This is a genomic window from Martinezella lusitana, assembly GCF_014207095.1.
Taxonomy (GTDB): domain Bacteria; phylum Pseudomonadota; class Alphaproteobacteria; order Rhizobiales; family Rhizobiaceae; genus Rhizobium; species Rhizobium lusitanum_B.
The window spans coordinates 17,734-41,185 of sequence record NZ_JACHBG010000025.1 but is presented as its reverse complement, the minus strand read 5'-3'; the positions used below and the strand labels follow the sequence as shown (position 1 = coordinate 41,185).

The following is a 23,452-nucleotide window of genomic DNA, read 5'->3' as shown; positions in this document are numbered from 1 at the left end:
CGCTTTAGTCCTCACGAAATGCTCTGTTGAAGCTGTCGAGGAGTGGCCTGACAGCATAGAATGCCACGCTGCTTTCGCCCGTTTCGATCATTGTCTGTGCAGGCATGCCTGCGACCAGTTCGACATCGCTCATTTTTGCCAACCGCTCGTCCGTTACCCGGACTGTTGCGGCAAAATAGGGCTGGCCGGTCTGTGCATCCGTGAGACGGTCTGCTGACACGTACTCGACACGACCTTTCAGGAGCGGAACGCGCCGCTGATTGTAGGGGAGGAGGTGGACCCGTGCCTCAAGCCCAGGGCGGACGAGATTGATGTCTTCGGGTCGGACGTGCACAGACACGATCAGGCGATCGGAGCTCGGCAGAAGATCGACGAGCGGTTCGCCCGCGCCGATCACCCCGCCGGCTGTGTGGATGTGCAGGTTCATGATCGTTCCGTCTTCGGGAGCGCGGATATCGGTCCTTGAAAGTTGGTCGTCGATTGCCCACAGGCGCTCGCGCAATTGCATGATCTGGCTTTCCGTGTCGCGCATGCCTTGCGCGACCTCGCTCAACCGGCTGCTCTCAAGCTTTGCAAGGTCGGCCTGCGATTCGCTGATCACCTGATAGGCGCGAGAGATCTGCGCTTCTACCTGTCCCTGCTGGCCGGCAAGGTCTGCCTTTTCCCGCTGCAGGTTGAGAACTGTGTTCTTTCTTTCCAATCCTTTGGCGTTAAGGGCCGTAACCTGATCCAGCTCTTGCTGCGAGATTGCGGCTCTTTCGGCGAGAGCTGTCTTCTGCGCGCCAAGTCCGACAATTTCCTGTTGCACCTGCGCGACTTTCTCATTGGTGATCCCAATTTCGGCTTGCATGACGCTGCGACGCGCTTCGAAGATCTTCCGTTGTCCCGCCAGAATCGCTCCGACAGATGGATCTCTGTCCATTGCTGCCCTGAGGTCCGGTGGATAGGCGACATGGTCGGAGCCCGTCTGCTCGGCAAGCATGCGGGCGCGGCTTCCTTCGGCGTCCCAAAGCTGCCCTTGAATACTGTCGCGCTCCGAGCGGGATTTTGTATCGTCGAGTTCTATTAGAACCTGTCCGGCCGTGACCGTGTCGCCGTTTTTGACGAGTATCCGTCGCACAATGCCGCCTTCCAGGTGCTGAATGGTCTTACGGCTGGACTCCGGCTCAATGACGCCGGGTGCAACGGCAGCGCTTTTCAGCGGTGCCAGAACAGACCAGGCTCCCAATCCGACTATGAAGACACCAACCAACAGGTTACCCGTCCAGATAACGCCTCTAAGTCCCGGCATGGGCGAAGGGGGGGCAGGGCCGCGCTGTTTGGATTCGATCACCGGCGCATAGGCGGCCTGCTGTCTCGCCGGCGCTGCCGATGGTTCAGCAAGCCGCTGGGCCGGCTTTGGTGTGTTCGGAAATCTCGTCGATGTCGCGTCCAGTCGAACAAGGGTCATGGCAGCATCCTTCCCTTATGTTCCTGTCCGCGATGGCGGTTGAAGATAGGTCTCATAAATCCGCTCGCTGTCGCCAAAGGCAGCCACGGTCCCGTTACGCATAATAGCAATCTTGTTGGTGACTGGCAGGATGCCCATACGGTGAGTGATGATGACGACGATCATTCCTCTGGATTTCATGCGCTCAATCGCTCTGTAGAGCATGCGTTCACCGTCATAATCCTGGCTCGAATTCGGGTCGTCGAGCACGATAAGAGACGGATTTCCGTAGGCCGCCCGTGCCAGCCCCAGCTGTTGGCGCTGAGCTCGAAGGAGTAGGTTTCCACCTTCGCCGATATCGGTCTCGTAGCCCCCTGGCAGCCGCATGATTGCTTCGTGCAATCCAACCAGTTTCGCGGCATCAATCGCCTTGCCGGGATCTCCTCCGTCCAGCCGACCTATCACATCCTTGATTGCGCCGCCGAAGAGCTCGATGTCCTGCGGCAGATAGCCGACGTGCCGACCGCCACCGCACAGGCGCAGAGCCGAGATATCCACGCCACCAAGAAGAGCGCATCCGCCCGTCGCTTGCACAACGCCTGCCATGATGCGACCGAGTGTCGATTTTCCCGATCCCGAGGGGCCGATAATCGCTATGCAATCGCCTGGCGCGAGGCGCAATGTGATGCCCGCCAATATCTGCCTGTTGGCAAATGGCTGAACATAGCTGACGTTTTCGAGAATGAGGCCATTGGGTTCCGGTTGTGGCACCGTTCGGGCATCGCGATCCGATGCAACGGCGATCAGCATCCTGTTCAGCCGATTGAAGGCGCTCCGCGCAAAGGTAAAGGAGCGCCATGCACCTATTGCGCCCTCGATCGGTGCGAGCCCGCGCCCTAGCAGTAAGCTGGCAACGAAGATGATACCGGGATTGCTGTTGCTTGCGAGTATCAGCCATGTCGCAGATCCCATCATCAAGATCTGCGCGAGCGTGCGGATCGATTTGGAGAACCCGAGAATGATCTCCGTACGATGCATCGCGACGTCCTGCGCCCTTCTTGCCATTTCCGCATCGCGATAGACGAGCAGTGCTGCACCATATTGCATGCCCATTGCTCGGATGACCTCAATGTTCTTGAGGGCGCTCGCAAATCGCAGATAGCTCCTCGAAAGGGCAATATTGGCCTGGGTAAGCGGCTCTTGTGTCGCCTGTTCCGTCAGGAACGCAAACAGAAGAAGTGCAACTGCACTCAAAAGCCCGATTGCCCCAAGCAGCGGATGAACGAGAAAGAGCAGAAGCAAGAAGACCGGTGCCCAGGGAACGTCGAAAAAAAGCGCGCTGGCCGGTGAATCGAGAAATTGGCGCAGAGTGGCCAGATCCCTGTAGCACTCCGTGGCGGTTCCAACATCGGCGCGGGCAGCATATTCGAACGATGCGGTCAGCACCATCGGCCGCAATCTGTGATCAAGCCAGCTGCCGATGCGGGAAAGAGCTGCCCTGCGAACGATATCCAACACGGAGCCAACCACCACGGCGATGGCGATGATTATTGTCAACATCAGGAGCGTGTCGGTGCTTCGGCTCGACAGGACCCTGTCGTAGATCTGCAGGAGATAGACCGAAGGCGCTAGAAGAAAGAGATTGTAGCCGCAGCTATAAAGGAAGACCAAACTGAAGGCTCCGGCACAAGCGCGGAGTGCAACAACGAGTTGTGTCTGCGGGGTCGATGGCTTTAAAGAAAGCGTTGTCATTACCAGATCTCGCTGCACTTGATACTGACAAGAAGGGGCAGCCGACCGGCTCCGCAGCCTATGAGGGCCGCCAGCTGACACCGGCGACCCTCAGGGCCTGATTTCATGAGCCAAGATGGCTAAGATCGATATGGCCGAAGTCGTTGGTGAAATGATCGAGAGCATTGTTCACCGTCGTCGTTGCGGGATCCGTGTGAACCAATGCCGACGAGATATCGCCGCCTCGAGCTATGTTGCCGTTACCACCGTTGCCGCCGACGCCGGCAAGTATGGTGGCATGCTGATCAGCCAAAAGCTGCGTATATTGTGTCGCCGTCGTATCCGCACCTACAGCAGCTGTATCGCCGCCGCTTGAGTTTCCCTGGCTGCCGTTGGAGTGAGCATCTCCTCCTGCACCGCCGGCCCCGCTGTTCGAGAGCGACGCAAGGAATCCGTTTTGGGCCTGAGTAAACCCACCGGCTCCGCCATCGGCGCTCCAGCCTGCCGTCAGCCCGACATGATCGCCGTTGTGTAGATCGGTAGATGCTCCTTCGACCGATTGCACATTCGCGACATAGGCAACCGGATTGTAGTCAATGTTCCCATTATTATACCCGCCAGCGCCATTGCCGGCGCTCGCGTCGCCTGCGTGTGGGTCGTTGAGTTGAATCGTGTCAGATAATTGTGGAATAGGCATCGATATCCCTCCTACTAACTCGTTTGGTACGTGTTCATTCTACCGCGTGGGTGTCCAGCATCTCACCGCCGTAAATACAACCGCAGGTAAATATTACCCGCGATTTAATCTGCGAGCTATCTAGATATTCGGCGACGTTCTTTCGGGCGTATGCTTGGAGGCAACAAAGCGTCATTTTGACGTGGTACCTGATGATTTGGCACAAGATGGCTTGGTGATGATCGTGTCCCCCTCTGTCCGAGGCGACGCGCTTTTCCGCGCGGCGATCGTCCGCGCCAACGGGCTAAATTGAGGGGTTCCGATCAGGCTTTGCTTGGCGAAGGAGATCTTCCTCTAGGCTGAAAAACGAGTATGTCCGATCATGCGAAAGAGGCTGCGCGCACCAGGAGTTCTAATTCTAGCGCCCTCAAACTCTTGCAGCAGGCCCCGCATCCATGACAGCCAAATGGTTAGAGTATTAGGCAAATGGATGTAGACGAATTGCAGGCTCTGCTTTTCCCACATTCAGATGCACAATGATGGGACAACTCACGCTGCATAAGCTGTACGCTCGGTGGGGCGCGCAGTTGACCGCGGAATGGAGACGGTGATGACGGAAATTCGTCCCTTATCGGAAGATTTGCCCAAAACTGGCACCGATCAGAACCTTACCTCCAGTTTGGCGGCGGGGCATCTAGCTCTGGTGCCAACTTGGCTTCCATTGGATGTTACTTCTGGTCCGAGCTACAATTCAGCCGGCAGCGGTGGCGACGGGATAAGCGACGGTGTCATCAACAGCAACGCATTGGCTGCCTTCGTGCCGTCGAATGCGGCCATTGCAGGCCCCCATTCGGGTGCTGACGCCTTCCAGGGCAATGACGCGCTCATCAATCAGCACCCCACCGAAATGGCCGGGATCGGTGGGAATGGTGGAAACGGCAATATCGCCATCGGCGACGGCGGTGAGGGCAATCATGCCGGCACCGGAGGCAATGGCATCTTCTACGGTGGCCTTGTAAGCTCCGACGTTGCGGTGTTTGCTCCCGTCAACGCTGCCGTGGCCGTCGGGCCTGGTTCGGTGGCTCACGCTGACCAATCGAACAACGCGGTGTTCCTGCAGGGAGCAACCCAGATTGGCGGTATTGGTGGCTCGGGCGGAGACCATAATATCGCGAGCCACGACTCGCCGTTAAGTCCCGGAACTTCCCTGACATTTACCGGAGATAATTATGCGGGCCACGGTGGCGATGGCTACTTCGTTGGCAGCATGGTCGACGTGAACATCGCAATCTTCTCACCGATCAACATCGCCGTGGGCGCTGCAGGCGGCTCGGCGGAGGCCCATCAGACCAACAATGCAATATTCGATCAGGGCGCAACGCAGATTGCAGGCATTGGCGGCAACGGCGGTGGCTTCAACCTATCGTCAGGGACGATTTTTACCGGCGGCCATGAGGGTGGGGGTGGCGGGGTTGGATCGTCAACCGGCAGCATGGTTGACGTCAATCTCGCCTATTTTCACCCCATCAACATCGCCGTCCCCGCCGGCGGGACGGCGGACGCTCAACAAATCGATCATGTTCTCTACGATCAGCATGCGCTTCAATTGGCTGGCATCGGTGGTCACGGGGGAGGCGGCAACCTTACGGATGCCCATTCTGCTCTCGTCGATGACATTCTGGGCCTAATTCATACTTAATTGATAGCGGCCACACTCGCGTTGCGCAGGAGAGCTGGCACGAATCCACTTTTCATGCAATTCTTCAACGCATATGCTACATCATTTTCTCTACCATGCCTTCGTCTTTTCGGCGGAACTCGTGCCGTAGGACAAATCCCCTGAGATACCGAAAATTCAACCCTTAGCCTATCGATATTGCCGAAGATCTCGACTTACGGAGGCCGTTATATCCTGTCGATATACAGCGTGCTCATTCGTCGATGTATCTGCTTTAAGTTGATATATACTATCAAAACAAGATAGATATGAAGATCGTTTAAGGTAAAGTTGATATAGTTCTCATGACTTTCAATGCGTTTCGGAGTGTTCCTGCTTCAATTGATAAACGTGAGTTATCCGAATAATTCGATCATATGTGGCAATTTACATATATAAATATACCCATGAATAATCTACCGCATTCAATATGCAGTCTTTGGTTGCATTTCTATCACATATTGTATGTTTTGATAATTATCGTGATAGATAAGACTATTGATATCGATAGTACCTCTTTTTTATGCCATGACATGAAACGATAACGGGAATAATGTGTCCTGCTGTTGGGCTGAGATAGCCCCCGGGGGAGCACACAGGTGTCCAACAGTGCCAAATCCAGGCGCCAAATGCGGCGCAATACACCGACGATTGTTGTTATTCAGCACTCCACACTGGCACGGACGACTGTGGTGAGGCTTCTTGAGCGTGAACTCACCGGTTGGAGCTTTATCGATATGATCTCGACTGAGAGTCTCGATAAAGCCCTGGGATGTGAGGTGCGTTTGATTGCACTCGATCTGGCCGGCAGAGGTGTTGAGAGCGCAAGTCTGCGCGATGATCTTGCAGCTATTGTTGCACATTTTCCCGAGGCTCCCATCACATTGCTCCTGGGCACGGATGATGCCGACATCGTCCGTCAGGCGCTCAAAATGGGTATTCGCGGCTTTTTCTCGACGTCGCTTCCGATTGACATTGCCCTTGCCGGCCTTCGTCTCGTTCTGGCGGGAGGAACATTCTGCCCTCAACTCTTGGGCGCTGTCACAAGCGATCACAGTCTGTCCAGAAATGAGGTTGAAAAAAGCCTGGACGTCAGGGCGCAGCATTTGGCGATTGCCGATTTCACTCCCCGAGAGGCGGATGTTCTCGCGGAGTTGCAATGCGGTTGCTCAAATAAGGTAATTGCAGGAAAACTCAATCTGTCTGGGCATACGGTGAAGATGCATTTGCAGCACATCATGCGCAAATTGCAGGCGCAAAACCGCACTGAGGTGGTTGCACGTCTGGTTCGCAGAGCTGCTGATGGGGAAGACGCGTCACCGAGCTAGATGGTGTCGCCGTGAGCGAGGCGATGCCGGTGGGATGGCGCGACGTCTCATAGTGAAAACAGCTCCAATGGATATTGACTGCTCGCGCTTCTGACGCTGGCCGTCAAGGGCATCTCCAAAAGTCTATTGCATTATATCTTACTAGTAAGATAAATGTAAGAATAATTGGATCCTGTTGCGGACGAAGAGCCTCATGCGCAGATCCGCCAGATGATAGTGCGATTGGAACGCTGGTGAGAGCTGAGATGAGCGAGATGACCCGACCGGAGATGGTGGCTGGAGCTTTCCAAGCCGCTTGGAACGCCCATGACATGACTGTGCTTGGAGGGCTGTTTCATGAGGATGCGACATTTGTAAATCGGTTCGGACACCTCGTTCGTGGGGCCGATGAAATTGTTGCTCTCCACGCTCCGATCCACCAAACGATTTACAGGGATTCCACACTCGAGAACGAAGTGATCGATGTGATTGCGGTTGGCAGTGACGCAGCCGTCGTTCATTTCTGGAGTAGGCTCACGATCGGCGCTGAGCATCCGGCGGGACCACATTTGGTGGATACTTTGATCCAGGCAGTGTTGACCTGCAACGAAGGCCTGTGGCTGATTAAGGCTCTCGAAAATGTCACGCTGACGGATCCTCGCACTGGCAAACTCGTCCTGCGAAAATAGCCGCGCTTGCAACGGCAGGATTGCGCCGCGAGGTGACGCCTTGAGCGTGACGCTAGATTCAAAGGCGCTGTGTGTCGCCAAGAGACTGCAGGAGTGTCCGCAGGAGATCGGCAAGTTGATCGAGCTTATCGCGATCGAGACCCTTTAGTAGTTGCACCTCATTCTCAATGTGTGGCGCGAAAAGCTGATCGACCATTGCAAGACCATGCTCGGTCAATTGGACCTGGACGATACGCCGGTCAAAACTGGCGGGGATTCGTTGGACAAGCCCTTTGGTTTCGAGACGGTTGATGCGTTTTGTAACGGCGCCAGAGGTAACCATCAACGATTTCACGAGCTGTGTCGGCGTCAATCCATATGGCGCACCGGATCGTCGCAACGTGAACAGCATATCCACCTCGCTCGTATCCAAACCGGACTGCCGGAAAAAAGTCTGAAGCTCATCTTCGAAAAGGCGGGCGAGGCGCTGGGTGCGCCCGATTACCCCGACCGGCCAATTGTCGACGTCGGGCCGCTCTCGGCTCCACGCTCGCTGCGCAACATCTATCGCGTCACTCACTTAAAACCTCACTCGAGCAATCGAGACACTCTTCATGCTATCTTGCCAGAAAGATACCAGAATATGAACTCCTGGTTTCAGGACTGCTTTCGTCCAGCCGTGCCGTCGTCAGGTGAAACGAAGGGCGAAGTCGAGGCGGAATTCAACAGGCCATGCTGTAGATCTCGCTCGGCGTCGCAGATTGGCTTCGGCCCACTCCTGTGCACCCGATGCGTGGCTTCTCTATGCCTCAGATGATAGGGAGCACGACATTGATCATTGTCGGTATTGCAACAATCGCCATGGCCACGAACAAAATCGTCATCTGGATCCGCGGCGATGCTTGCAGGCCTCTGCCGGGGATAAATGCACCACCATTTCGATCTTTTCCGGCGGCGCCACAAGCAGGAAAGGTGCCGACACATTGTGAATGGCCGTGAACCACAGACATTCACTCCAAGCGAGCGGGCAATGTCCGCCTGCGTCGTTGCGAATATTGCATTCGCACCGGCAATGGAACCTGTCACGATCCCGCCGACGGCTCCAACGAAAGGGGCAGCATCCAGATAGGCCATTCCTGCGCCAGCCAATGTCTTCGCCAGAAATGCGGCCATATCCGATGCAGCCATCATGTTACTAAGCACGACGAACAATCTCGTCACGGCAGCGACGCCCAGCCACGATACCCATGCCGCAACGGCTCCTTTGCCGAGTGCCCGGCGCAAACCAGAACGCCGCGGCGAACAGCCACAGAGCGGGCGTAGCAAGGTAACGCCAGTTCTCGGGAAGACCGGCGATCTGTATCGCCGAACCCGCGGCCAATACCTCGCCCAAAAGGATGCGCGCCCGCATTTTCCGCTGTGGCTTTGGTTCACCGGCGGCGCTATTCGGACAATTATGTCAGAGTTGATCTCGCACGCTATCTGGGTGAACTGTCCAACGAGCTTTTTCTGTCCATGGGTGCGAAATGGCGCAGTCGGCGAAATTTGGCCGCGGAGCGAGTTCGTAGACCGACACTCCACGAAAGCATGACGATGGACCAGGCTCACAGGACAAGGGGGCAGCAGCTCGCCTCACTGTCCATCGGATGGGAATCCGACTAGCCTTCGGTTTCCACTCGACGTAAGATCAAATAGCATCTCGCTTCATAGTAGATAGTCAAAGAGAGCATTGGGGATGTCTATGCCGCAGGTCCAATACAGTCTCACAAAGGCAATTGCCCTTGGCATTGTGATAGTTTTTCCCGCTCTTTTCGCTGCGTCTTGCTCGACAGGCGGCGGAACCGGTCGCCAAACTGCTACAGTAGCCGCCAGCAGATCGACGGATCCCGCTAATGCCAAAGACAAGGCAGCAAACCGTCGGCGGTGGGAAGAGAGAGTCCAACGAGATAATGACCTGGCTCCAAGCGGATCGACACCCGGCTATTATGGCTCTTTCGGTCCACGCATCAGTTTTTGAGCGGCAGGTTTGCAGGTTTCCTAATATCAGGCTTTACGGAACGGCCTCGGCATAAATTCCCGATCACCAGTTGATACCCTCAAGGCGAAGAACCTGGGCTTTCAATGAAGGCGGTTTCCATGTTTCGTACTGAACGTTCATCGTGTTCGCAATGTGCGGGCGAATAGGACGCAGGTGATATGAAACGGGATGGTGAGGTGCTGCGGCTTGGCGGCAGCCTCTTTCGGTGCAGACAGCGATCTGTCATCGCGCAAAGCGCAAGCGGAGCATTTTTGCCTAACAGCATCAGAGGTCGCTTCCATGTGCGATCTGCAAGCGATGGCAGACGCCCAAGGACTCCAAAAATAGAGTTGCATTTAAATAGGAGTCCTATATTAATGAAGGTATGGAACCATCGAAGAACCCACTCTCGCTTCATCTGCGCATCCGCGATGGCCTCTCCCGCATCGCCATGGTGATGCGGGTCGACGATTGGAATGCCGCCAAGACGACCGCCCTCAACCCGACTCAGTTTGCGATCCTCTCATTGCTTGCCGCGCGAGCGCGGACCGGCCTCGCCGTTAAAGAGATCGCCGCGCATCTCGGCGTCTCGCAGCCCACTGCAACGGACTCGATCAATGCCCTCGAGCGCAAAGGCTATCTGAGAAAGACGCCAGATCCGAGAGACGGGCGAGCGGTGAGTATTGGATTGACGCCAGAGGGGAGCGAAGCGCTCTTGGCAGGCAAAGCTGAGGACGGTCTTGCTGCGCAGGCAGTCGAGGCGCTTGATGGCGGTGAGCAGGAGGATTTGCTCCTTTGCCTGATCAAAATGATCCGACATCTGCAGGAGCGCGACGCCATTCCGGTCCAGCGCATGTGCGTGACCTGTCGATTTTTTTCACCATACGCACATTCTGATAGTGAGCGCCCGCATCACTGTCATTTCGTGGACGCGCCTTTCGGACAGTCAGAACTCCGTGTTGATTGTCAGGATCATCATGAAGCCGATCCTGCTGCCCGGGCTGCCGCCTGGACTGCCTTTAAAGCGGGATTAACCGACCCCCATTCCCAAAGCGGTAAGGAATAGTATCGTGCTCCGACTATCGCCGACCGATCTCTTTATCGCTCCCGGGCCAACTGTGGCCCGCTCATCTGCCATCAACCGATTTCAACCTCTTCAAGGTCGTTGCCATCAGGCTCAAACCCATAGGTAGGTCTGAGCCTTGCCATGCGATCCTTGTCGCGCCGGTCCGCCGACTGCAATCGACGAACCGGCTTATTCTCCCCTCCAGACCAATAGAGAGAAAGAACATGAGCAGAATTACTCTTATTGATCCCGCAAGCGCAACAGGTATGGTTGGCGATCAGCTCCAACAAATCAATGGCGCCTTTGGCGTCGTTCCCAACATGTTCAAGGCTGTCGCGAACTCGCCAGCGGCTCTTGCCAGCATGTGGGGCTCCTTCGGAGCGCTTGGCGGCGGCAAGATCAGCGCCAAGCTTGGCGAGCAGATCGCCGTTGCGATTGCCGACCGCAACAATTGTAACTATTGCCTCGCTGCTCACACGGCTTTGGGCCGCAAGGCAGGTGCGACCGCCGAGGATATGGCTGAGGCACAGGCGGGACGTTCGGGTGATCCCGGGACCGCCGCCGTGCTTCAGTTCGTTCTCAAAGTCGTCGAGGACCGCGCCGACCTCGCCACAACGGATGTCGACGCGCTGCGCAGTGCCGGTTTCAACGACGAGGAAATCGTCGAGATCATCGCCCACATCGCGCTCAATCTGTTCACCAACTACATCAACGTCGCACTCGATGTACCGGTCGATTTTCCGGGCGTGAAGCTGATGCGCGCTACGCGCTAAGCGTTCACCGCTGGGCGGGCCTCTTCTGGTCCGCCTGGCTTTCGGTAAAAGGATCAAAACAATGGCAACTGCTGCACATCGACTTGCGCCCGAACTCGCCATCAGCGAATGGTTCAACGTCTCAGAGCCACTCTCTCCTGCGAGGTTGCGCGGCCGACCGATCTTCTTACATACCTTCCAGCTTCTGTGTCCTGGCTGCGTGACCGAGGCGATCCCGCAGGTCAAACGCATCGAGCGCCTGTTCGGTCAAACCGACCTGGAGGTGATCGGCATCCATACCGTCTTCGAACATCATGCGGCCATGTCGCCGACGACCCTCAAAGCCTTCCTGCACGAGTATCGTTTGACGTCGCCGGTTGGTGTCGATCTTGCGGAGGAAGGCTCCGACATTCCGGTGACCATGCGTCGGTATGGGCTGCGCGGCACGCCGTCGTCTGTGTTGATCGGGAGAGACGGTGCAATCCTCCATCATGCTTTCGGCGTCGAGGATGATTTGGCGGTTGGCGCGCGGATCGCTTTGGCACTCGCAGCAGCGCCTCCTGAAGATCTCACGGTCGCGGAAGACCAGGACCAGCAGAACTGCAGCGGTGGCCGCTGCTCGGCGACAGCGCCGAGCTTCGAAGGTTCACGAGGTTAACATGCCCAATACCACCCTTGTTTTGCGCCATGTGTATTTTGAAGATCTTGGCTGTTTCGCCGATGTCCTGGAAAGAGCAGACTATACGGCACGCTACAGTGACGCCGGCGATCCCGATTTCGGGCGTGGCGACCCGCTTGAGCCCGATCTTCTTGTGGTTCTCGGAGGGCCGATCGGCGCCTATGAGGATCATCTCTATCCATTTCTGGCACAGGAGCGCGAATTCATTCGCGCTCGGCTGGCTGCGGACTTGCCGACGCTCGGCATATGCCTTGGCGCGCAGCTGATCGCGGCGGCCCTCGGCGAAAAGGTGTTCGCGATCGGTTTGAAAGAGATCGGGTTTTCAAGGCTTTCTTTGACCGATACGGGGACGGCGAGCCCGATCAGGCATCTAGCTGACACTCCCGTGCTGCACTGGCACGGCGATACCTATGGGCTGCCGATCGGGGCAGTGAACCTTGCATCATCGGCGCTGGTCGAGCAGCAGGCGTTTTCACTCGGCTCGAACGTACTTGGCTTGCAGTTCCACCCAGAGGCGTCACTCGATGAGAGATTTGAGCGCTGGCTTGTCGGACATGCAATTGAACTCACTGTGGCCGGAATAGATCTTTCTGCGTTGCGGCGCGAGGCTCAGGAATTCGGCCCACGCCTCCGCGTGGCGGCGATGCAGATGTTTGAAGACTGGTTGACGAATCTGGAGCCTCGCACATGAACGGGATCCCGATCCGAAGCCTTCGTGTCGGAGCGCTGGCGCCGCTTGGCCCGCACGAGGTGCCAAGCGGCATCGCCAAATCCGAGGTGACGTCGGCGCTCTCGCTGGCGGCGACAGGATTGAGCGGGGACCGGCAGGGTGATCGTGAAAAGCACGGTGGCCCGGAGAAGGCGGTCCATCACTATCCATTCGAGCACTATGCCGCATGGTCGAGCGATCTCGGCTCACATTGCCTCCTTGCGGAGCCGGGGGCCTTTGGTGAGAACATCTCAACACTCGGACCGACGGAGGAGAGTGTAGCGATCGGCGATGTCTTCGAGGTCGGAAGTGCCGTCGTCGAGGTCAGCCAGGGTAGGCAACCCTGCTGGCGCCTCAACGCGCGGTTCGGGCGCAAGACCATGGCGCGTGAGGTGCAAACGACCGGCCGTACCGGCTGGTATTATCGCATTCTAAAGCCCGGCATTGTCGCTCCCTCCGATCGCCTGATCCTTGTCGATCGCGCTTCGCCGGAATGGACGATCGGCCGGATTTGGCGGGCCTTTTACGTCGACACGCTCAATCGCGATGAACTCGCCGGCATTTCCGCTCTCAATCATCTCTCGGAGAGTTGGCGAGGTCTGGCGACGCGCCGGCTGGAGAACAATGCAATCGAAGATTGGAGCAGGAGATTGGGAGATCGCTAGTGACCTCCCGGCTGCCCGTGGTCCGGACAGGTGGTCGTATCTCAGAAGCTTGATCGTTGTTCATCTTGTTGGCATCCGCCAAGCTCGGCGACTTTGCAAATGGGGATTGAGGTAAAGCGAATAGGGTGTTCGACATGATCGCAGCTGGCAGTCGTTCCGCTGATTTGAGCAAAGAAGCCGGTTTGTCAGACTAAGGTCCCGTTCCGGACCAGACCTAGGTCCGAAGAGACAATCTTTGGTCCTAATGCCATGGATCGTCCCGACCTTTGCGCCAGTTGTTTCCGGCGATGGAAGCGGCGGGATATCCAGCTGCTCGTGCATGCGGAGAAGATCGATGACGATGAACGGCGTCCTTGAGAGCGGCATCCCGGCCATGGCACGTGCCAATGCTTCCGGCAGCAAGGGCATTATCGGGTTTGTTGGCTTGGCCGCCAACGGTGGCAATGATTGTGGACGATAAGCGAAGTACCACGGTTGCGGTCGTCGTGCCGATGTTCAACGCCGAACGAACGATTGGCGCGACCCTGGCCAGCATCAGCTGCCAGACGCATCAGGCTCTCGATATCATCGTTGTTGATGACGGTTCATCGGATCGATCCCCGTCAATCGTGGCCGAATATGCAAAACAGGATCCGCGAATCCGGATCCTGCAGCAGGCCAATAGCGGCGTGGCCGTAGCGCGGAACCATGGTGCTGCCGCAACCACCGCCGAGTTTCTCGCATTTATCGATGCCGACGATCTATGGGCTCCGTCAAAGATCGCCCTTCAATGGCGTGCTCTTGAAGAGGGCGGGCCATCGGTTGGCTTGGCCTATTGCTGGTATGCATTGATCGACGAACATAGCCGCGTATTTTCCCTGCATAACCGGCCGAGCCATGAAGGGTATGTGCTTCAGCGCATGTGCAGAAACAATTTTGTCGGCAATGGCAGCTCGATGCTTATGCGCCGTTCCGCATTCGAAGAAGCCGGGCAGTTCGACGCGTCCCTAAGGGCACGCAATGCCCAGGGCTGTGAGGATCTTCTGATCTGCCTCAGAATTGCGGAGAGCTACGAATTCCGCGTCATACAGCAGCACCTGATCGGCTATCGCATGACGAATACAAATATGTCGAGCGATGTGAAGCGGATGCTCGCTTCGTGCGAAATCGTCCTTGCCGAGTATCGTGGAAAATATCCGCAATATGGCAGCGACCTCGACGCGCATTTGGTCGACATGATCCACTGGCTGGTCGTTAGAGCTTTTGTCAGCGGGCGATTCTTCGACGGCTGTGATCTGTTGAGGCGATTTCTGGCATTGGAGCCACGCCTGGCGATTTCAAGCCTGCCGAATATGCTGGATGTCTATTGCCGCGCCCGGCTGGTTCCCGATTGGCTCAAGGCCCGCTTGAGGGGGCTGCAACGGAACGCCGAGTTGCGGCCTCTCTACTCGGAGACGATCCAGTGAGCTCGGGCAATTCCCTCCTCGCGCAGCTGCAACGGCTCTTCCGCCTGGCGGAGGCGCCCGCCTGGGCAGGGCTAACCATCGTCGGGCTCGGCCTTGCCGCTGCGGTCCTGGAGGGGGCGGGGCTTTTTCTCTTCATTCCCCTCATTCAAAGCCTCGGTGCTGCGGCGGCGCAAGGGGGAGCATGGCAGCGGATCTTCGACCGCCTTCTCGCACCTGTTCCGCAGAGCCATTTGACGGCATTCCTCGTGGGGGTTCTGTGCGCGAGCATCCTCCTCAAGAATGCCGTCCACCTCATCAATACCTGGGTGACACGGTATATCGATGGTCTCGTCGCACATCGGCTAAGAGCAAAGGTCTTCGACCAGACGATCAGCTCATGCATCGACTACCGGGTGGACAACAAGCGCTCCGATATCATCACGACGATCGCCAACAACACCTGGAAGGTCAGTCAGGCCCTAAGCCTAGCCTATCGTTTGATGATCTGCTTCTGCACCTTCGTCGTCTTCATGCTGCTGATGCTGCTGATTTCCGTCAGGCTGACGTTCTTCTCGATGACGTTCCTGTTCTTCGGGGCCATGGCCATTCGCCTGGCGACGCGTCGCGCAGACCAGACCGGCAAGGCTGTCGTCGAGGAAAACAAGCAGTTCGGTTTGAGAATGTGGGAGAGCATCAACGCGCTGCAATTGATCCGTGCCTTTGCCCAGGAAGACTATGAGCGCAACCGCTTCCGCAAGACCTCAGACAATGTACGCCGGCGCCTTCTAAAGCTCGACATGCTTTGGGCGACACCGGGGCCTGTCTCGGAAATTTCGATTACGATCCTGATCGGCGCGCTCGTTTTGGTCGCTCAATCGGTGGGCCTCGGCATCGCAGCGCTGGCAGCCTTTCTGTCGCTTCTATACCGTCTTCAGGGTCCGACCCGCGAACTTCTGCAATCGAAGATCGCACTCGACGGGCTCGCCGGCAGTATCGACGATGTCGATGATTTCCTTCGTGCAACGGAGAGGCCCTTTCTTTCGCAAGGGCATGTGCAGGCCCCAGCCTTCAGACAGACCGTCGAATTGCGCAATGTCTCCTTCCGCTATGCACCCGGCCAGCCGCTCGCACTGGAGGATGTCTCCTTCAGCATTCCCGCCGGCAAAACCACGGCGATCGTCGGCGAGTCGGGGGCCGGTAAATCCACACTGATGGCATTGCTCTTTCGCTTCTTGGATCCGACATCCGGGGAGGTCGTGGCAGACGGAATACCGCTTACCGAGTTCGATCTGGCTAGCTGGCGCAAGCGCCTGTCGCTGATGTCGCAGGAGGTTCATCTCTTCAATGACGCGATATCGGCCAACATCTCCTACGGCGATCTGGATGCCGGGCCGGCCGAAATCCGCAAGGCGGCCGAAATCGCTAAGGCTGACGATTTCATCCGGTTGCTTCCGGATGGCTACGAGACGCGGATCGGCGATCAGGGAATGCGCCTGTCGGGCGGACAAAGACAGCGCGTGGCGCTCGCCCGAACGATCCTTCGAAACCCCGATATTCTGCTCCTGGACGAGGCGACGAACGCGCTCGATGCCGAAACTGAACAGGCGTTTCAGCTGGCACTCGACGAGTATTCACATAACCGCACCGTCGTCGTGATTGCTCACCGACTATCGACCGTTCTGGCCGCCGATCAGATCATCGTGATGACGAAGGGGCGCGTGGTCGAGGCCGGTTCGCCGGACGAGCTCTTCAAACGGCAGGGACATTTTTCGAGGCTCCTCGAATTTCAGCACGGTCGTCGTGACGGCCGGGAGTTGGGTCATGAGTTACAAGCTAATTGATATCGAATTGTCGAAGCCTCTGGAGCCGATCGAACTTGCGGCCGGACAGACCGGTGTTGGTCTGATCGCGCGGTGGCAAGGCCGGTTGATCGCATTCGAAATGATCGAGCAGCCGGCCGGATCGACACTGACGGTCGAAAATTTGAGAGTTCTTGCCGATGAGCGCTTCGCCCAGCGCATCCTCGTTGCCAAGATGGAGGAGGAGCTGACGGCGCGGTCGCCAGTCAAGGACGCGCCGCTGCCAAGCCTCAGCATCGCCATCTGTACCAAGGATCGGGCACAGCGCCTTTCCCGACTGCTGCGCTCGCTCGACCGGGCAAGGACAGAAGCTGCCTTCCGGTTCGTCGAAATCATCGTGGTTGACAATGCCTCGGTGGATTCGACCACGCGCGAAGCCGTAGAGAGTTTTCAGGATATCCGCTACGTTTTCGAACCGAAGGCCGGGTTGGATTTTGCTCGCAACGCCGCCCTTCATGCGGCCTGGGGCGATATCATTGCTTATCTCGACGACGACGTCGTGGTCGACTGCAACTGGCTTGCCGGTCTTGCCAAGGCTTGCCGCGATAACCCCGGCGTTGGTGGTTTCACCGGCCTCGTGCTGCCGTTTCGTCTGGACACCGAGGCGCAGATCTTCTTCGAGAGGCGTGGAGGATTTGGCCGCGGTTTTGCACGCAGGGAGTTCCACAAGGCGCGCTTCGACAATCCGCTTCATCCCGTCGGTGCCGGCATTCTCGGCGCCGGCTGCAACATGGCCTTCGACCGGTCTTTGCTGCTGGAGCTCGGCGGTTTCGACGAGGCGCTCGATACGGGAGCGCCGCTGCCGGGAGGCGGCGATCTTGATATATTCTACCGTGTCCTGCGCTCCGGACGTCCGATGATCTATGAGCCGGAATATGCCGTTTATCACGAGCATCGCGAAACCATTCCGCAACTGAGGCGTCAATACTGGACTTGGGGCCTCGGCATGATGGCCTTTCTCGTGAAGAGCTATCGCACCGACGACGAGATGCGAGCCCGTCATCGCGCCATGGTCCGCTGGTGGTTCTTTGACCAGTTGAAGGCGCTCGCCCGTGCTGTGACGCGGCTGCGCGGTCACGAGCTGCGCTTCAGCATAGCGGAACTGTGGGGTGGGATCTATGGTCTTGCAGGCGAATATGACCGCTCGCGCGCCCGTATCAGGTCGATCCGGGAGCGCAATCCATGAGGAGAGAACGATTTGAAGTCCGACATATCGATCTGGCCGATGCCGACAACGACAGTGAGGCCGACCGCGGGCCCGCATTGACGATCTTCTGGTGGAGGGATCTGCCGCTCGGAGCACGGGCCTCGCTGGGGGACGAGCTACCCTACGGGACCTCGCAACTGCGTCAGCTCGCCGCCGAATATGCTGCTGCGCAACTGCAGGCGCGCAGCATCGGGCTCGGCGCACCGTTGCGCGCCACCTATGAAGGGCAGCCAAAGCCGGCGCTCTTGCTGGAGACGGCGCTCGAGGCGCAAAACCTGGTCGAAGTGCTCGACGCGATCGCGGCTCCATCCTCCACGTCGGCGCAGAACATTTCCGTCGTCGTCTGCACCCGCGATCGAGGTCCGGCTCTGAGCAAATGCCTGGGCAGCCTTGCGACACAGAGCTGCACTCCCGGTGAAGTCGTCGTCGTCGACAATTCTCCAGCGGGAAACGCCCGGGAAATCTGTCGGCAGTTCCCGGAATTTCGCTATGTCCACGAGCCGCATGCCGGTTTAAGTCGTGCACGAAACACCGGCGTTCAAACAAGCCGCTTTGATATTATCGCGTTCACCGATGACGATGTCGAAGCTCATCCGGGCTGGACCTCAGAAATCGCACGTGCCTTTGTCGAACGCGATGTCGAGGCCTTTACGGGTCTTGTGTTGCCGGCGCGCCTCGATACGGCGGCGCAATGCTCCTTTCAATTCACGATCGGCGGCTTCGGCTCGACCTTCGTGCCGCTCACCTTCGACGGGCGCTTCTTTGAGGAAACGCGGCCGAGCGGCGCGCATGTCTGGAAGATCGGCGCCGGTGCCAACATGGCTTTTCGCCGCTCGGTATTCGAGAGGATTGGCCTGTTCGATGAACGACTCGGCGCGGGAGCGGCCGGATGTTCGGAGGACTCGGAGCTTTGGTACCGATTGCTGGCGGTAGGCGGCGCATGCCTCTACGAGCCTCGAGCGGTTGTTTTTCATCACCATCGCCGCGACTGGTCCGGGCTTAGGCGACAGATCAAGGCCTATATGAAGGGCCACGTTGCAGCCCTTGTGACGCAATATGACAAATTCGGTGATCGCGGAAACATCGTGCGCATCGGAAAGCAGCTACCGGTCTATTTTGCGAAGGCCTTCGTCAAGGCGCTCTTCGAAGGGCCGCCGGGCCGCCTTGGAATTTTGGCAGCTGAAATACAGGGCTGGCTTGCCGGCCTGCAGTTTCTCTTGCGCTTCGGCTGGAGAAGGCGGCGACCCCCGATGGGGATTGCGGTAACCGCTGAGAAAGGAATAATGCGATGATTAGGAAAGCAGCGCTTGGCCAGTTTCTGTCCGGAAACCCCTATCCGAACGGCTTAACGGATGGTCTGTTCTATCGCGAAAAGATGCGCGCCATCCATCGGGTCGCTCCTCTCGAAACCGGGGGCACCGGTCGGGTGCTGGAAATCGGCGGCGGTCGCAGTGGCCTTGCCAGCATCCTTTATCCGCAGGCCGATATCGTCACGCTCGATATCGATCCCGAACTGGCCGACCGTCAGCCCTCCTGGGCCAAATCGACTTTCATCTGCGGTGATGCCTGCTCGCTGCCAATGGATGACGACAGTTTCGATATCGTCACCATGTTCGACGTTCTGGAGCACATTGAAGACGATCGCCGCGCTGCGCAGGAGGCGCTGCGGGTGGTTCGGCCGGGCGGATATGTCCTGATCTCCACCCCGGAGGTCAATTGGCATTACCCTTATTTCAGCGTCATGAAACGCCATTGCCCCCATGAAAGCGAACTGATGCGCGAATGGGGTCATGTCAGGCGGGGATACCGGGATCCGGAACTTGCGTCGTTGTTTGATAGGCGGCCGGAACGGCGCGCCACCTTCATCAACGCTGCCACGGCTTTCTTCCACGACGTCTCTTTTTCCCGCATCGGACGCCGTCGTCGCAAGCTACTTTATGCACTGGCGGCGCCCGTGACCATCCTTGGCTATTTGATGCATCGGCCCTCCACGCGCGGCACAGAGACAGCCTTTGCCTGGCGCAAATGACAGTTGACCAGACGTCCAAAGTGATCGCCCTATTTCCATGGGGCGATGTGATCGAGGAATTCCTCGAACCGATCGGGCTAGAATTTCAGGATTTCGTCGGGCGGATGACGGGAGGTTGGCTATTCGGCTATGCGGCGGCGCTGAGTTTCGCGGGTCACAAGCCGATCATCGTCTGTGCATCCGAGCGTGTGAACAAGATCGAATGCTATGAGCATTCTGGCACAGGCACGCCAATCTGGATCGCACCGGCAAGGCGGCCAAGGCAAGGTCATTCTCCTGCCGCCTATAGCCTCAGGCGCTGGTCTCAAACGCCGCTTTCCGCCTTCCGTGAGATCCTTTGCCGCTCCAGATGCGATCTGCTGCTTGCCCAGGAATATGAATATACGCGTTTCGATGCGCTGGCATGGCTGGCGCGGGGCTTGAAGCTCCCTCTCTATGCTACCTTTCAGGGAGGGGATCGTACCCTGTCCTGGATCGAGGCCGCCGCCAGACAGCTTTCGCTTCGCACATGCCGGGGTCTGATCGTCGCGTCCGCCGCTGAGCGCGAGCGGCTTGCCAAGGCCTATCCGCTCATTGCGTTAGATATTGCGAATATTCCTAATCCGCTGAATACGCGGGAATGGCAAGCGATAGATCGCGGCGAGGCGCGAGCAAATCTCGGTCTGCCGCAGGATTGCTTCATTGTCGTCAATCACGGGCGCATCGATATCCGCCGCAAGGGGCTCGACGTTCTTTTGGGAGCCTGGACGCGCTTCTCCGACGATCCCTCTACCCAGCTGGTGATCATTGGATCAGGCCAGGACAGCGCGACGTTCGCAGGGCTTCTTCGCGAAAGCGGCCTGTCGAATGTGCACTGGCTTTCCAGCTATACGACGGACCGGACTTTGATCCGGCGCTGGCTATCGGCGGCTGACGTCTATGTCACGGCTTCCCGTGTCGAGGGCATGCCGGTTGCGCCACTGGAAGCCATGGCCTGCGGCCTTCCGGTCATCGCTTCGGATGCACAGGGGTTGCCGGATATTTTTGCTGACGGAGAGGCCTCGGGCGGCCTGATGGTGAGGCAAGAACGACCGGAAGACATTGCGCAGGCCTTGGCGGAGTTGAGAGCCGATGAGCCCCTTCGAGCACAGATCGGTGCAGCTGCCCGAAGGCGGGTGACTGAAAAATTCTCGATTGAGGCGGTCGGCGCCGCTCTTCATGCATTTCTGAGAGTAACAGGCAGGTAAGGATCACATGCGGCTGCGATACCAAGCAAGCGCCGTCTCGATAATCCTGTCGATGCTGGAATGGCGGGGTACCCATCCAAGCTCTGCCTCAGCCTTGCCGGCTGCGGCGACGAGGGCCGGTGGATCGCCGGCCCTGCGGGAGCCATAGGCAACGGCAAGCTCTTGCCCGGAAATGCGGCCGACGGCATCAACCAATTCCTTGACGGTCGTCCCGTTGCCGGTCCCGAGATTGTAGACATGGACGCCCTCATCCCGCAGCAGCTTCTCCCCACCAAGGACATGAGCCTGCGCGAGATCGCTGACATGGATGTAGTCGCGCACGGCGGTGCCGTCGCGCGTGTCGAAGTCGGTGCCGTTGATGGTAAAGCTTCGTCCCGATCGGATCGCCGCTTCTATGGCGAGTGGAACGACATGGGTTTCGGGCTCGTGGCGCTCACCGATCTCGCCATCGGGGTCGCAGCCCGCCGCGTTGAAGTATCGAAGCATCACAGCGTTGAGGCCGCGGGCACGCGAGAAATCCTCCACCATCCGCTCGATCATGAACTTCGACCATCCATACGGATTGATCGGCCATTGTGGATGTGTCTCGTCGATCGGCGTATGGGAGGGAATGCCATAGGATGCGCAGGTGCTTGAAAAGATCAGCCGGTTCACACCTGCTTTCAGCATTTCCTCGATGAGAACCAGCGTCCCGAATGTGTTGTTGCGATAGTAGAGCTCGGGAAATTCGACGGATTCGCCGACATAGGCGTAGGCCGCAAAATGGGCGACCACATCCGGTTTGTATTGGCGAAGCGCAGCTGCGACCGCACGAGCGTCGGCAATGTCGCCTTCAACCAGCGGCCCCCATTTTACAGCGTCATGCCAGCCGCGTGACAGATTGTCGTAGGTCACGACCGACCATCCGGCCTTGGCAAACGCCTTGCAGCAATGGGAGCCGATATAGCCGGCGCCGCCTGTGACGAAAACGGTCTTCATTCGGCGGCGATCGCGAGCGAGCGGTCAGAGGACAGTAGATCCTCGAAATAGGCGATCGTTTTGCCAAGCCCGGCTCTTAGCTGAACCTTCGGCGTCCAGTCGAGCTCGCGTGCCGCAACAGCAATGTCCGGCTGGCGTTGTCGCGGATCATCGGCGGGCAGGGGCAGATATTTTGTCGCCGACCGGCTTCCTGTCAGCTCCACGACGAGATTGGCAAGCTCCAGCATGGTAAACTCCGCCGGATTGCCGAGGTTGATCGGGCCGGTGACTTCGTCTTGTGTCCCCATCAGCCGCATCAGTCCGTCAATGAGGTCATCGACATAGCAGAAGGAGCGGGTCTGCTGGCCGCTGCCATAAACTGTTATCGGCTTGTTCTGCAGCGCCTGCACGATGAAGTTGGAGATGACGCGGCCATCGTCTGGACGCATCCTTGGGCCATAGGTGTTGAAGATGCGCGCCACCTTGATCTGCAGTTTGTGTTGCCGCCAGTAATCGAAGAACAGGGTCTCGGCGCAGCGCTTGCCCTCGTCATAGCAGGAGCGCGGTCCTATAGGGTTGACCCTCCCCAAATAGCTCTCCTGCTGCGGGTGGATCTCTGGATCCCCATAGACCTCGGAGGTGGAGGCTTGCAGGATCTTGGCGCCAACCCGCTTGGCGAGCCCCAGCATGTTGATCGCACCGTGGACGCTGGTTTTAGTCGTCTGTACCGGGTCGAACTGGTAGTGAACAGGGCTTGCCGGACAAGCCAGATTGTAGATCTCATCGACCTCGACATAGAGGGGAAAGGTGATGTCGTGGCGAATAATTTCGAAGGACCTGTTGTCGAGCAGATGGGAAATGTTGCTCCTACGTCCTGTGAAGAAATTGTCGACACAGATAACCTCGTGTTTCTCCCGCAAAAGCCTTTCGCATAGGAAGGAACCGAGAAAACCAGCGCCACCGGTGACCAGAATTCGCTTTGTTTGCTGCATGCCGATTATCTCGCAGCCAAAGGCGTGATGTTACGGCCCCGGGTATCGGTACGTGCCAGGGCTTGGATGCCGCTTTCAAGGACGTCGTTCATGTTCATCGACCTTCTCCGCATGCATTAGCGGCCGGATATCCCGCCGCTTCCATCGCCGCAGACAACTGGCGCAAAGGTTGGGGCAATCCATGGCAATAGGACCAAAGATTATCTCTTAGGACCTAGGTCCTATCTGTGGCCGGACTTTAGTCTGATGAAGCCTGAACGCTTTCCAGATGGTACTATGGCGAGCTTGCAGCGGACACGAAATCGCCAGCGTCGACGATATTTCCTCCACGCAATTCGGCGC

21 protein-coding genes and 2 pseudogenes are annotated in these 23,452 nt (G+C 57.8%); 15 read left to right on the top strand and 8 right to left on the bottom strand.

The window, feature by feature from the left end:
* Nucleotides 1-4: 4 nt before the first annotated feature.
* The 3 genes from GGD46_RS28965 to GGD46_RS28955 all read right to left on the bottom strand — a co-directional run bounded on the left by GGD46_RS28965 (nucleotide 5) and on the right by GGD46_RS28955 (nucleotide 3,857).
* A complete protein-coding gene (locus GGD46_RS28965) occupies nucleotides 5-1,450 on the bottom strand; it encodes an HlyD family type I secretion periplasmic adaptor subunit (protein WP_184710253.1) in 1,446 nt (481 codons plus the stop codon).
* 15 nt (nucleotides 1,451-1,465) lie between these two features.
* The gene (locus GGD46_RS28960; RefSeq protein WP_184710251.1) at nucleotides 1,466-3,181 is read right to left on the bottom strand and encodes a type I secretion system permease/ATPase; all 1,716 of its coding nucleotides are present in this window, start codon (nucleotides 3,179-3,181) and stop codon (nucleotides 1,466-1,468) included.
* 103 nt (nucleotides 3,182-3,284) lie between these two features.
* Nucleotides 3,285-3,857, bottom strand: a complete 573-nt coding sequence (locus tag GGD46_RS28955) for a PE-PGRS family protein (RefSeq protein ID WP_184710249.1) — start codon at nucleotides 3,855-3,857, stop codon at nucleotides 3,285-3,287.
* A 589-nt stretch (nucleotides 3,858-4,446) separates the two neighbouring features.
* Between GGD46_RS28955 and GGD46_RS28950 the strand changes: the two genes are divergently transcribed.
* The 3 genes from GGD46_RS28950 (at nucleotide 4,447) to GGD46_RS28940 (ending at nucleotide 7,549) form a co-directional block, all read left to right on the top strand.
* The gene (locus GGD46_RS28950) at nucleotides 4,447-5,535 is read left to right on the top strand and encodes a hypothetical protein (RefSeq protein WP_184710247.1); all 1,089 of its coding nucleotides are present in this window, start codon (nucleotides 4,447-4,449) and stop codon (nucleotides 5,533-5,535) included.
* A 647-nt stretch (nucleotides 5,536-6,182) separates the two neighbouring features.
* On the top strand, nucleotides 6,183-6,881 hold the full coding sequence (locus tag GGD46_RS28945; RefSeq protein ID WP_184710341.1) for a response regulator transcription factor: 699 nt from the start codon (nucleotides 6,183-6,185) through the stop codon (nucleotides 6,879-6,881).
* Between the two features lie 245 nt (nucleotides 6,882-7,126).
* Nucleotides 7,127-7,549 (top strand): SgcJ/EcaC family oxidoreductase, encoded by a 423-nt coding sequence (locus GGD46_RS28940; protein ID WP_184710245.1) that lies wholly within the window; start codon nucleotides 7,127-7,129, stop codon nucleotides 7,547-7,549.
* A gap of 286 nt (nucleotides 7,550-7,835) precedes the next feature.
* Here GGD46_RS28940 and GGD46_RS34465 read toward each other — a convergent pair.
* From GGD46_RS34465 to GGD46_RS34575, 3 genes and pseudogenes are all read right to left on the bottom strand, one after another.
* Nucleotides 7,836-7,940: pseudogene (locus GGD46_RS34465) on the bottom strand (MarR family transcriptional regulator); the annotation flags it as partial.
* A gap of 397 nt (nucleotides 7,941-8,337) precedes the next feature.
* Complete coding sequence (locus GGD46_RS34085; RefSeq protein ID WP_246806500.1) at nucleotides 8,338-8,538, bottom strand: hypothetical protein; 201 nt, start codon at nucleotides 8,536-8,538, stop codon at nucleotides 8,338-8,340.
* A 58-nt stretch (nucleotides 8,539-8,596) separates the two neighbouring features.
* Nucleotides 8,597-8,701, bottom strand: a pseudogene (locus GGD46_RS34575) (hypothetical protein); the annotation flags it as partial.
* A 1,229-nt stretch (nucleotides 8,702-9,930) separates the two neighbouring features.
* Here GGD46_RS34575 and GGD46_RS28925 point away from each other — a divergent pair.
* The 12 genes from GGD46_RS28925 to GGD46_RS28875 all read left to right on the top strand — a co-directional run bounded on the left by GGD46_RS28925 (nucleotide 9,931) and on the right by GGD46_RS28875 (nucleotide 21,161).
* Nucleotides 9,931-10,611 carry a MarR family winged helix-turn-helix transcriptional regulator gene (locus tag GGD46_RS28925; protein ID WP_184710239.1) on the top strand — a complete coding sequence of 227 codons (681 nt, stop codon included), beginning with the start codon at nucleotides 9,931-9,933 and terminating at the stop codon, nucleotides 10,609-10,611.
* A gap of 224 nt (nucleotides 10,612-10,835) precedes the next feature.
* Nucleotides 10,836-11,384: a carboxymuconolactone decarboxylase family protein gene (locus tag GGD46_RS28920; protein WP_184710237.1), complete on the top strand. Its 549-nt coding sequence runs from the start codon at nucleotides 10,836-10,838 to the stop codon at nucleotides 11,382-11,384.
* 61 nt (nucleotides 11,385-11,445) lie between these two features.
* Nucleotides 11,446-12,021 carry a TlpA family protein disulfide reductase gene (locus GGD46_RS28915; protein WP_246806499.1) on the top strand — a complete coding sequence of 192 codons (576 nt, stop codon included), beginning with the start codon at nucleotides 11,446-11,448 and terminating at the stop codon, nucleotides 12,019-12,021.
* 1 nt (nucleotide 12,022) lies between these two features.
* Entirely contained in the window at nucleotides 12,023-12,733 is a 711-nt protein-coding gene (locus tag GGD46_RS28910) for a glutamine amidotransferase (RefSeq protein ID WP_184710235.1), read from the top strand.
* The gene (locus GGD46_RS28905; RefSeq protein ID WP_184710233.1) at nucleotides 12,730-13,416 is read left to right on the top strand and encodes an MOSC domain-containing protein; all 687 of its coding nucleotides are present in this window, start codon (nucleotides 12,730-12,732) and stop codon (nucleotides 13,414-13,416) included. Before GGD46_RS28910 ends, GGD46_RS28905 begins: the two co-directional genes overlap by 4 nt.
* 334 nt (nucleotides 13,417-13,750) lie before the next feature.
* On the top strand, nucleotides 13,751-13,876 hold the full coding sequence (locus GGD46_RS34325) for a hypothetical protein (protein WP_281414753.1): 126 nt from the start codon (nucleotides 13,751-13,753) through the stop codon (nucleotides 13,874-13,876).
* Nucleotides 13,860-14,861 (top strand): glycosyltransferase family A protein, encoded by a 1,002-nt coding sequence (locus GGD46_RS28900; RefSeq protein ID WP_184710231.1) that lies wholly within the window; start codon nucleotides 13,860-13,862, stop codon nucleotides 14,859-14,861. Before GGD46_RS34325 ends, GGD46_RS28900 begins: the two co-directional genes overlap by 17 nt.
* Complete coding sequence (locus tag GGD46_RS28895; protein ID WP_184710229.1) at nucleotides 14,858-16,681, top strand: ABC transporter ATP-binding protein; 1,824 nt, start codon at nucleotides 14,858-14,860, stop codon at nucleotides 16,679-16,681. Before GGD46_RS28900 ends, GGD46_RS28895 begins: the two co-directional genes overlap by 4 nt.
* Entirely contained in the window at nucleotides 16,662-17,885 is a 1,224-nt protein-coding gene (locus GGD46_RS28890) for a glycosyltransferase family 2 protein (RefSeq protein WP_184710227.1), read from the top strand. Before GGD46_RS28895 ends, GGD46_RS28890 begins: the two co-directional genes overlap by 20 nt.
* Complete coding sequence (locus tag GGD46_RS28885) at nucleotides 17,882-19,198, top strand: glycosyltransferase (protein WP_184710225.1); 1,317 nt, start codon at nucleotides 17,882-17,884, stop codon at nucleotides 19,196-19,198. The genes GGD46_RS28890 and GGD46_RS28885 overlap by 4 nt, the downstream gene beginning before the upstream one ends.
* Nucleotides 19,195-19,935 carry a class I SAM-dependent methyltransferase gene (locus GGD46_RS28880; RefSeq protein WP_184710223.1) on the top strand — a complete coding sequence of 247 codons (741 nt, stop codon included), beginning with the start codon at nucleotides 19,195-19,197 and terminating at the stop codon, nucleotides 19,933-19,935. Before GGD46_RS28885 ends, GGD46_RS28880 begins: the two co-directional genes overlap by 4 nt.
* Nucleotides 19,932-21,161, top strand: a complete 1,230-nt coding sequence (locus GGD46_RS28875) for a glycosyltransferase family 4 protein (protein WP_184710220.1) — start codon at nucleotides 19,932-19,934, stop codon at nucleotides 21,159-21,161. The genes GGD46_RS28880 and GGD46_RS28875 overlap by 4 nt, the downstream gene beginning before the upstream one ends.
* Before the next feature lie 3 nt (nucleotides 21,162-21,164).
* On the opposite strand, the gene galE is transcribed toward GGD46_RS28875, so the two are convergent.
* Both galE and GGD46_RS28865 read right to left on the bottom strand, forming a co-directional pair.
* Nucleotides 21,165-22,139: a UDP-glucose 4-epimerase GalE gene (galE, locus tag GGD46_RS28870; protein WP_184710218.1), complete on the bottom strand. Its 975-nt coding sequence runs from the start codon at nucleotides 22,137-22,139 to the stop codon at nucleotides 21,165-21,167.
* Nucleotides 22,136-23,110 (bottom strand): UDP-glucuronic acid decarboxylase family protein, encoded by a 975-nt coding sequence (locus GGD46_RS28865; RefSeq protein ID WP_184710216.1) that lies wholly within the window; start codon nucleotides 23,108-23,110, stop codon nucleotides 22,136-22,138. The genes galE and GGD46_RS28865 overlap by 4 nt, the downstream gene beginning before the upstream one ends.
* Between the last annotated feature and the right edge of the window lie 342 nt (nucleotides 23,111-23,452).

Coding starts and splice junctions, on each gene's coding strand:
- GGD46_RS28890 (WP_184710227.1), top strand. CDS start 16,662: ATGAGTTACAAGCTAATTGATATCGAATTGTCGAAGCCTCTGGAGCCG.
- GGD46_RS28920 (WP_184710237.1), top strand. CDS start 10,836: ATGAGCAGAATTACTCTTATTGATCCCGCAAGCGCAACAGGTATGGTT.
- GGD46_RS28960 (WP_184710251.1), bottom strand. CDS start 3,181: ATGACAACGCTTTCTTTAAAGCCATCGACCCCGCAGACACAACTCGTT.
- GGD46_RS28940 (WP_184710245.1), top strand. CDS start 7,127: ATGAGCGAGATGACCCGACCGGAGATGGTGGCTGGAGCTTTCCAAGCC.
- GGD46_RS28885 (WP_184710225.1), top strand. CDS start 17,882: ATGAGGAGAGAACGATTTGAAGTCCGACATATCGATCTGGCCGATGCC.
- GGD46_RS28865 (WP_184710216.1), bottom strand. CDS start 23,110: ATGCAGCAAACAAAGCGAATTCTGGTCACCGGTGGCGCTGGTTTTCTC.
- GGD46_RS28965 (WP_184710253.1), bottom strand. CDS start 1,450: ATGACCCTTGTTCGACTGGACGCGACATCGACGAGATTTCCGAACACA.
- GGD46_RS28905 (WP_184710233.1), top strand. CDS start 12,730: ATGAACGGGATCCCGATCCGAAGCCTTCGTGTCGGAGCGCTGGCGCCG.
- GGD46_RS28950 (WP_184710247.1), top strand. CDS start 4,447: ATGACGGAAATTCGTCCCTTATCGGAAGATTTGCCCAAAACTGGCACC.
- GGD46_RS28900 (WP_184710231.1), top strand. CDS start 13,860: ATGATTGTGGACGATAAGCGAAGTACCACGGTTGCGGTCGTCGTGCCG.
- GGD46_RS28910 (WP_184710235.1), top strand. CDS start 12,023: ATGCCCAATACCACCCTTGTTTTGCGCCATGTGTATTTTGAAGATCTT.
- GGD46_RS34325 (WP_281414753.1), top strand. CDS start 13,751: ATGACGATGAACGGCGTCCTTGAGAGCGGCATCCCGGCCATGGCACGT.
- GGD46_RS28880 (WP_184710223.1), top strand. CDS start 19,195: ATGATTAGGAAAGCAGCGCTTGGCCAGTTTCTGTCCGGAAACCCCTAT.
- GGD46_RS34085 (WP_246806500.1), bottom strand. CDS start 8,538: ATGTCTGTGGTTCACGGCCATTCACAATGTGTCGGCACCTTTCCTGCT.
- galE (WP_184710218.1), bottom strand. CDS start 22,139: ATGAAGACCGTTTTCGTCACAGGCGGCGCCGGCTATATCGGCTCCCAT.
- GGD46_RS28875 (WP_184710220.1), top strand. CDS start 19,932: ATGACAGTTGACCAGACGTCCAAAGTGATCGCCCTATTTCCATGGGGC.
- GGD46_RS28945 (WP_184710341.1), top strand. CDS start 6,183: ATGCGGCGCAATACACCGACGATTGTTGTTATTCAGCACTCCACACTG.
- GGD46_RS28955 (WP_184710249.1), bottom strand. CDS start 3,857: ATGCCTATTCCACAATTATCTGACACGATTCAACTCAACGACCCACAC.
- GGD46_RS28915 (WP_246806499.1), top strand. CDS start 11,446: ATGGCAACTGCTGCACATCGACTTGCGCCCGAACTCGCCATCAGCGAA.
- GGD46_RS28925 (WP_184710239.1), top strand. CDS start 9,931: ATGGAACCATCGAAGAACCCACTCTCGCTTCATCTGCGCATCCGCGAT.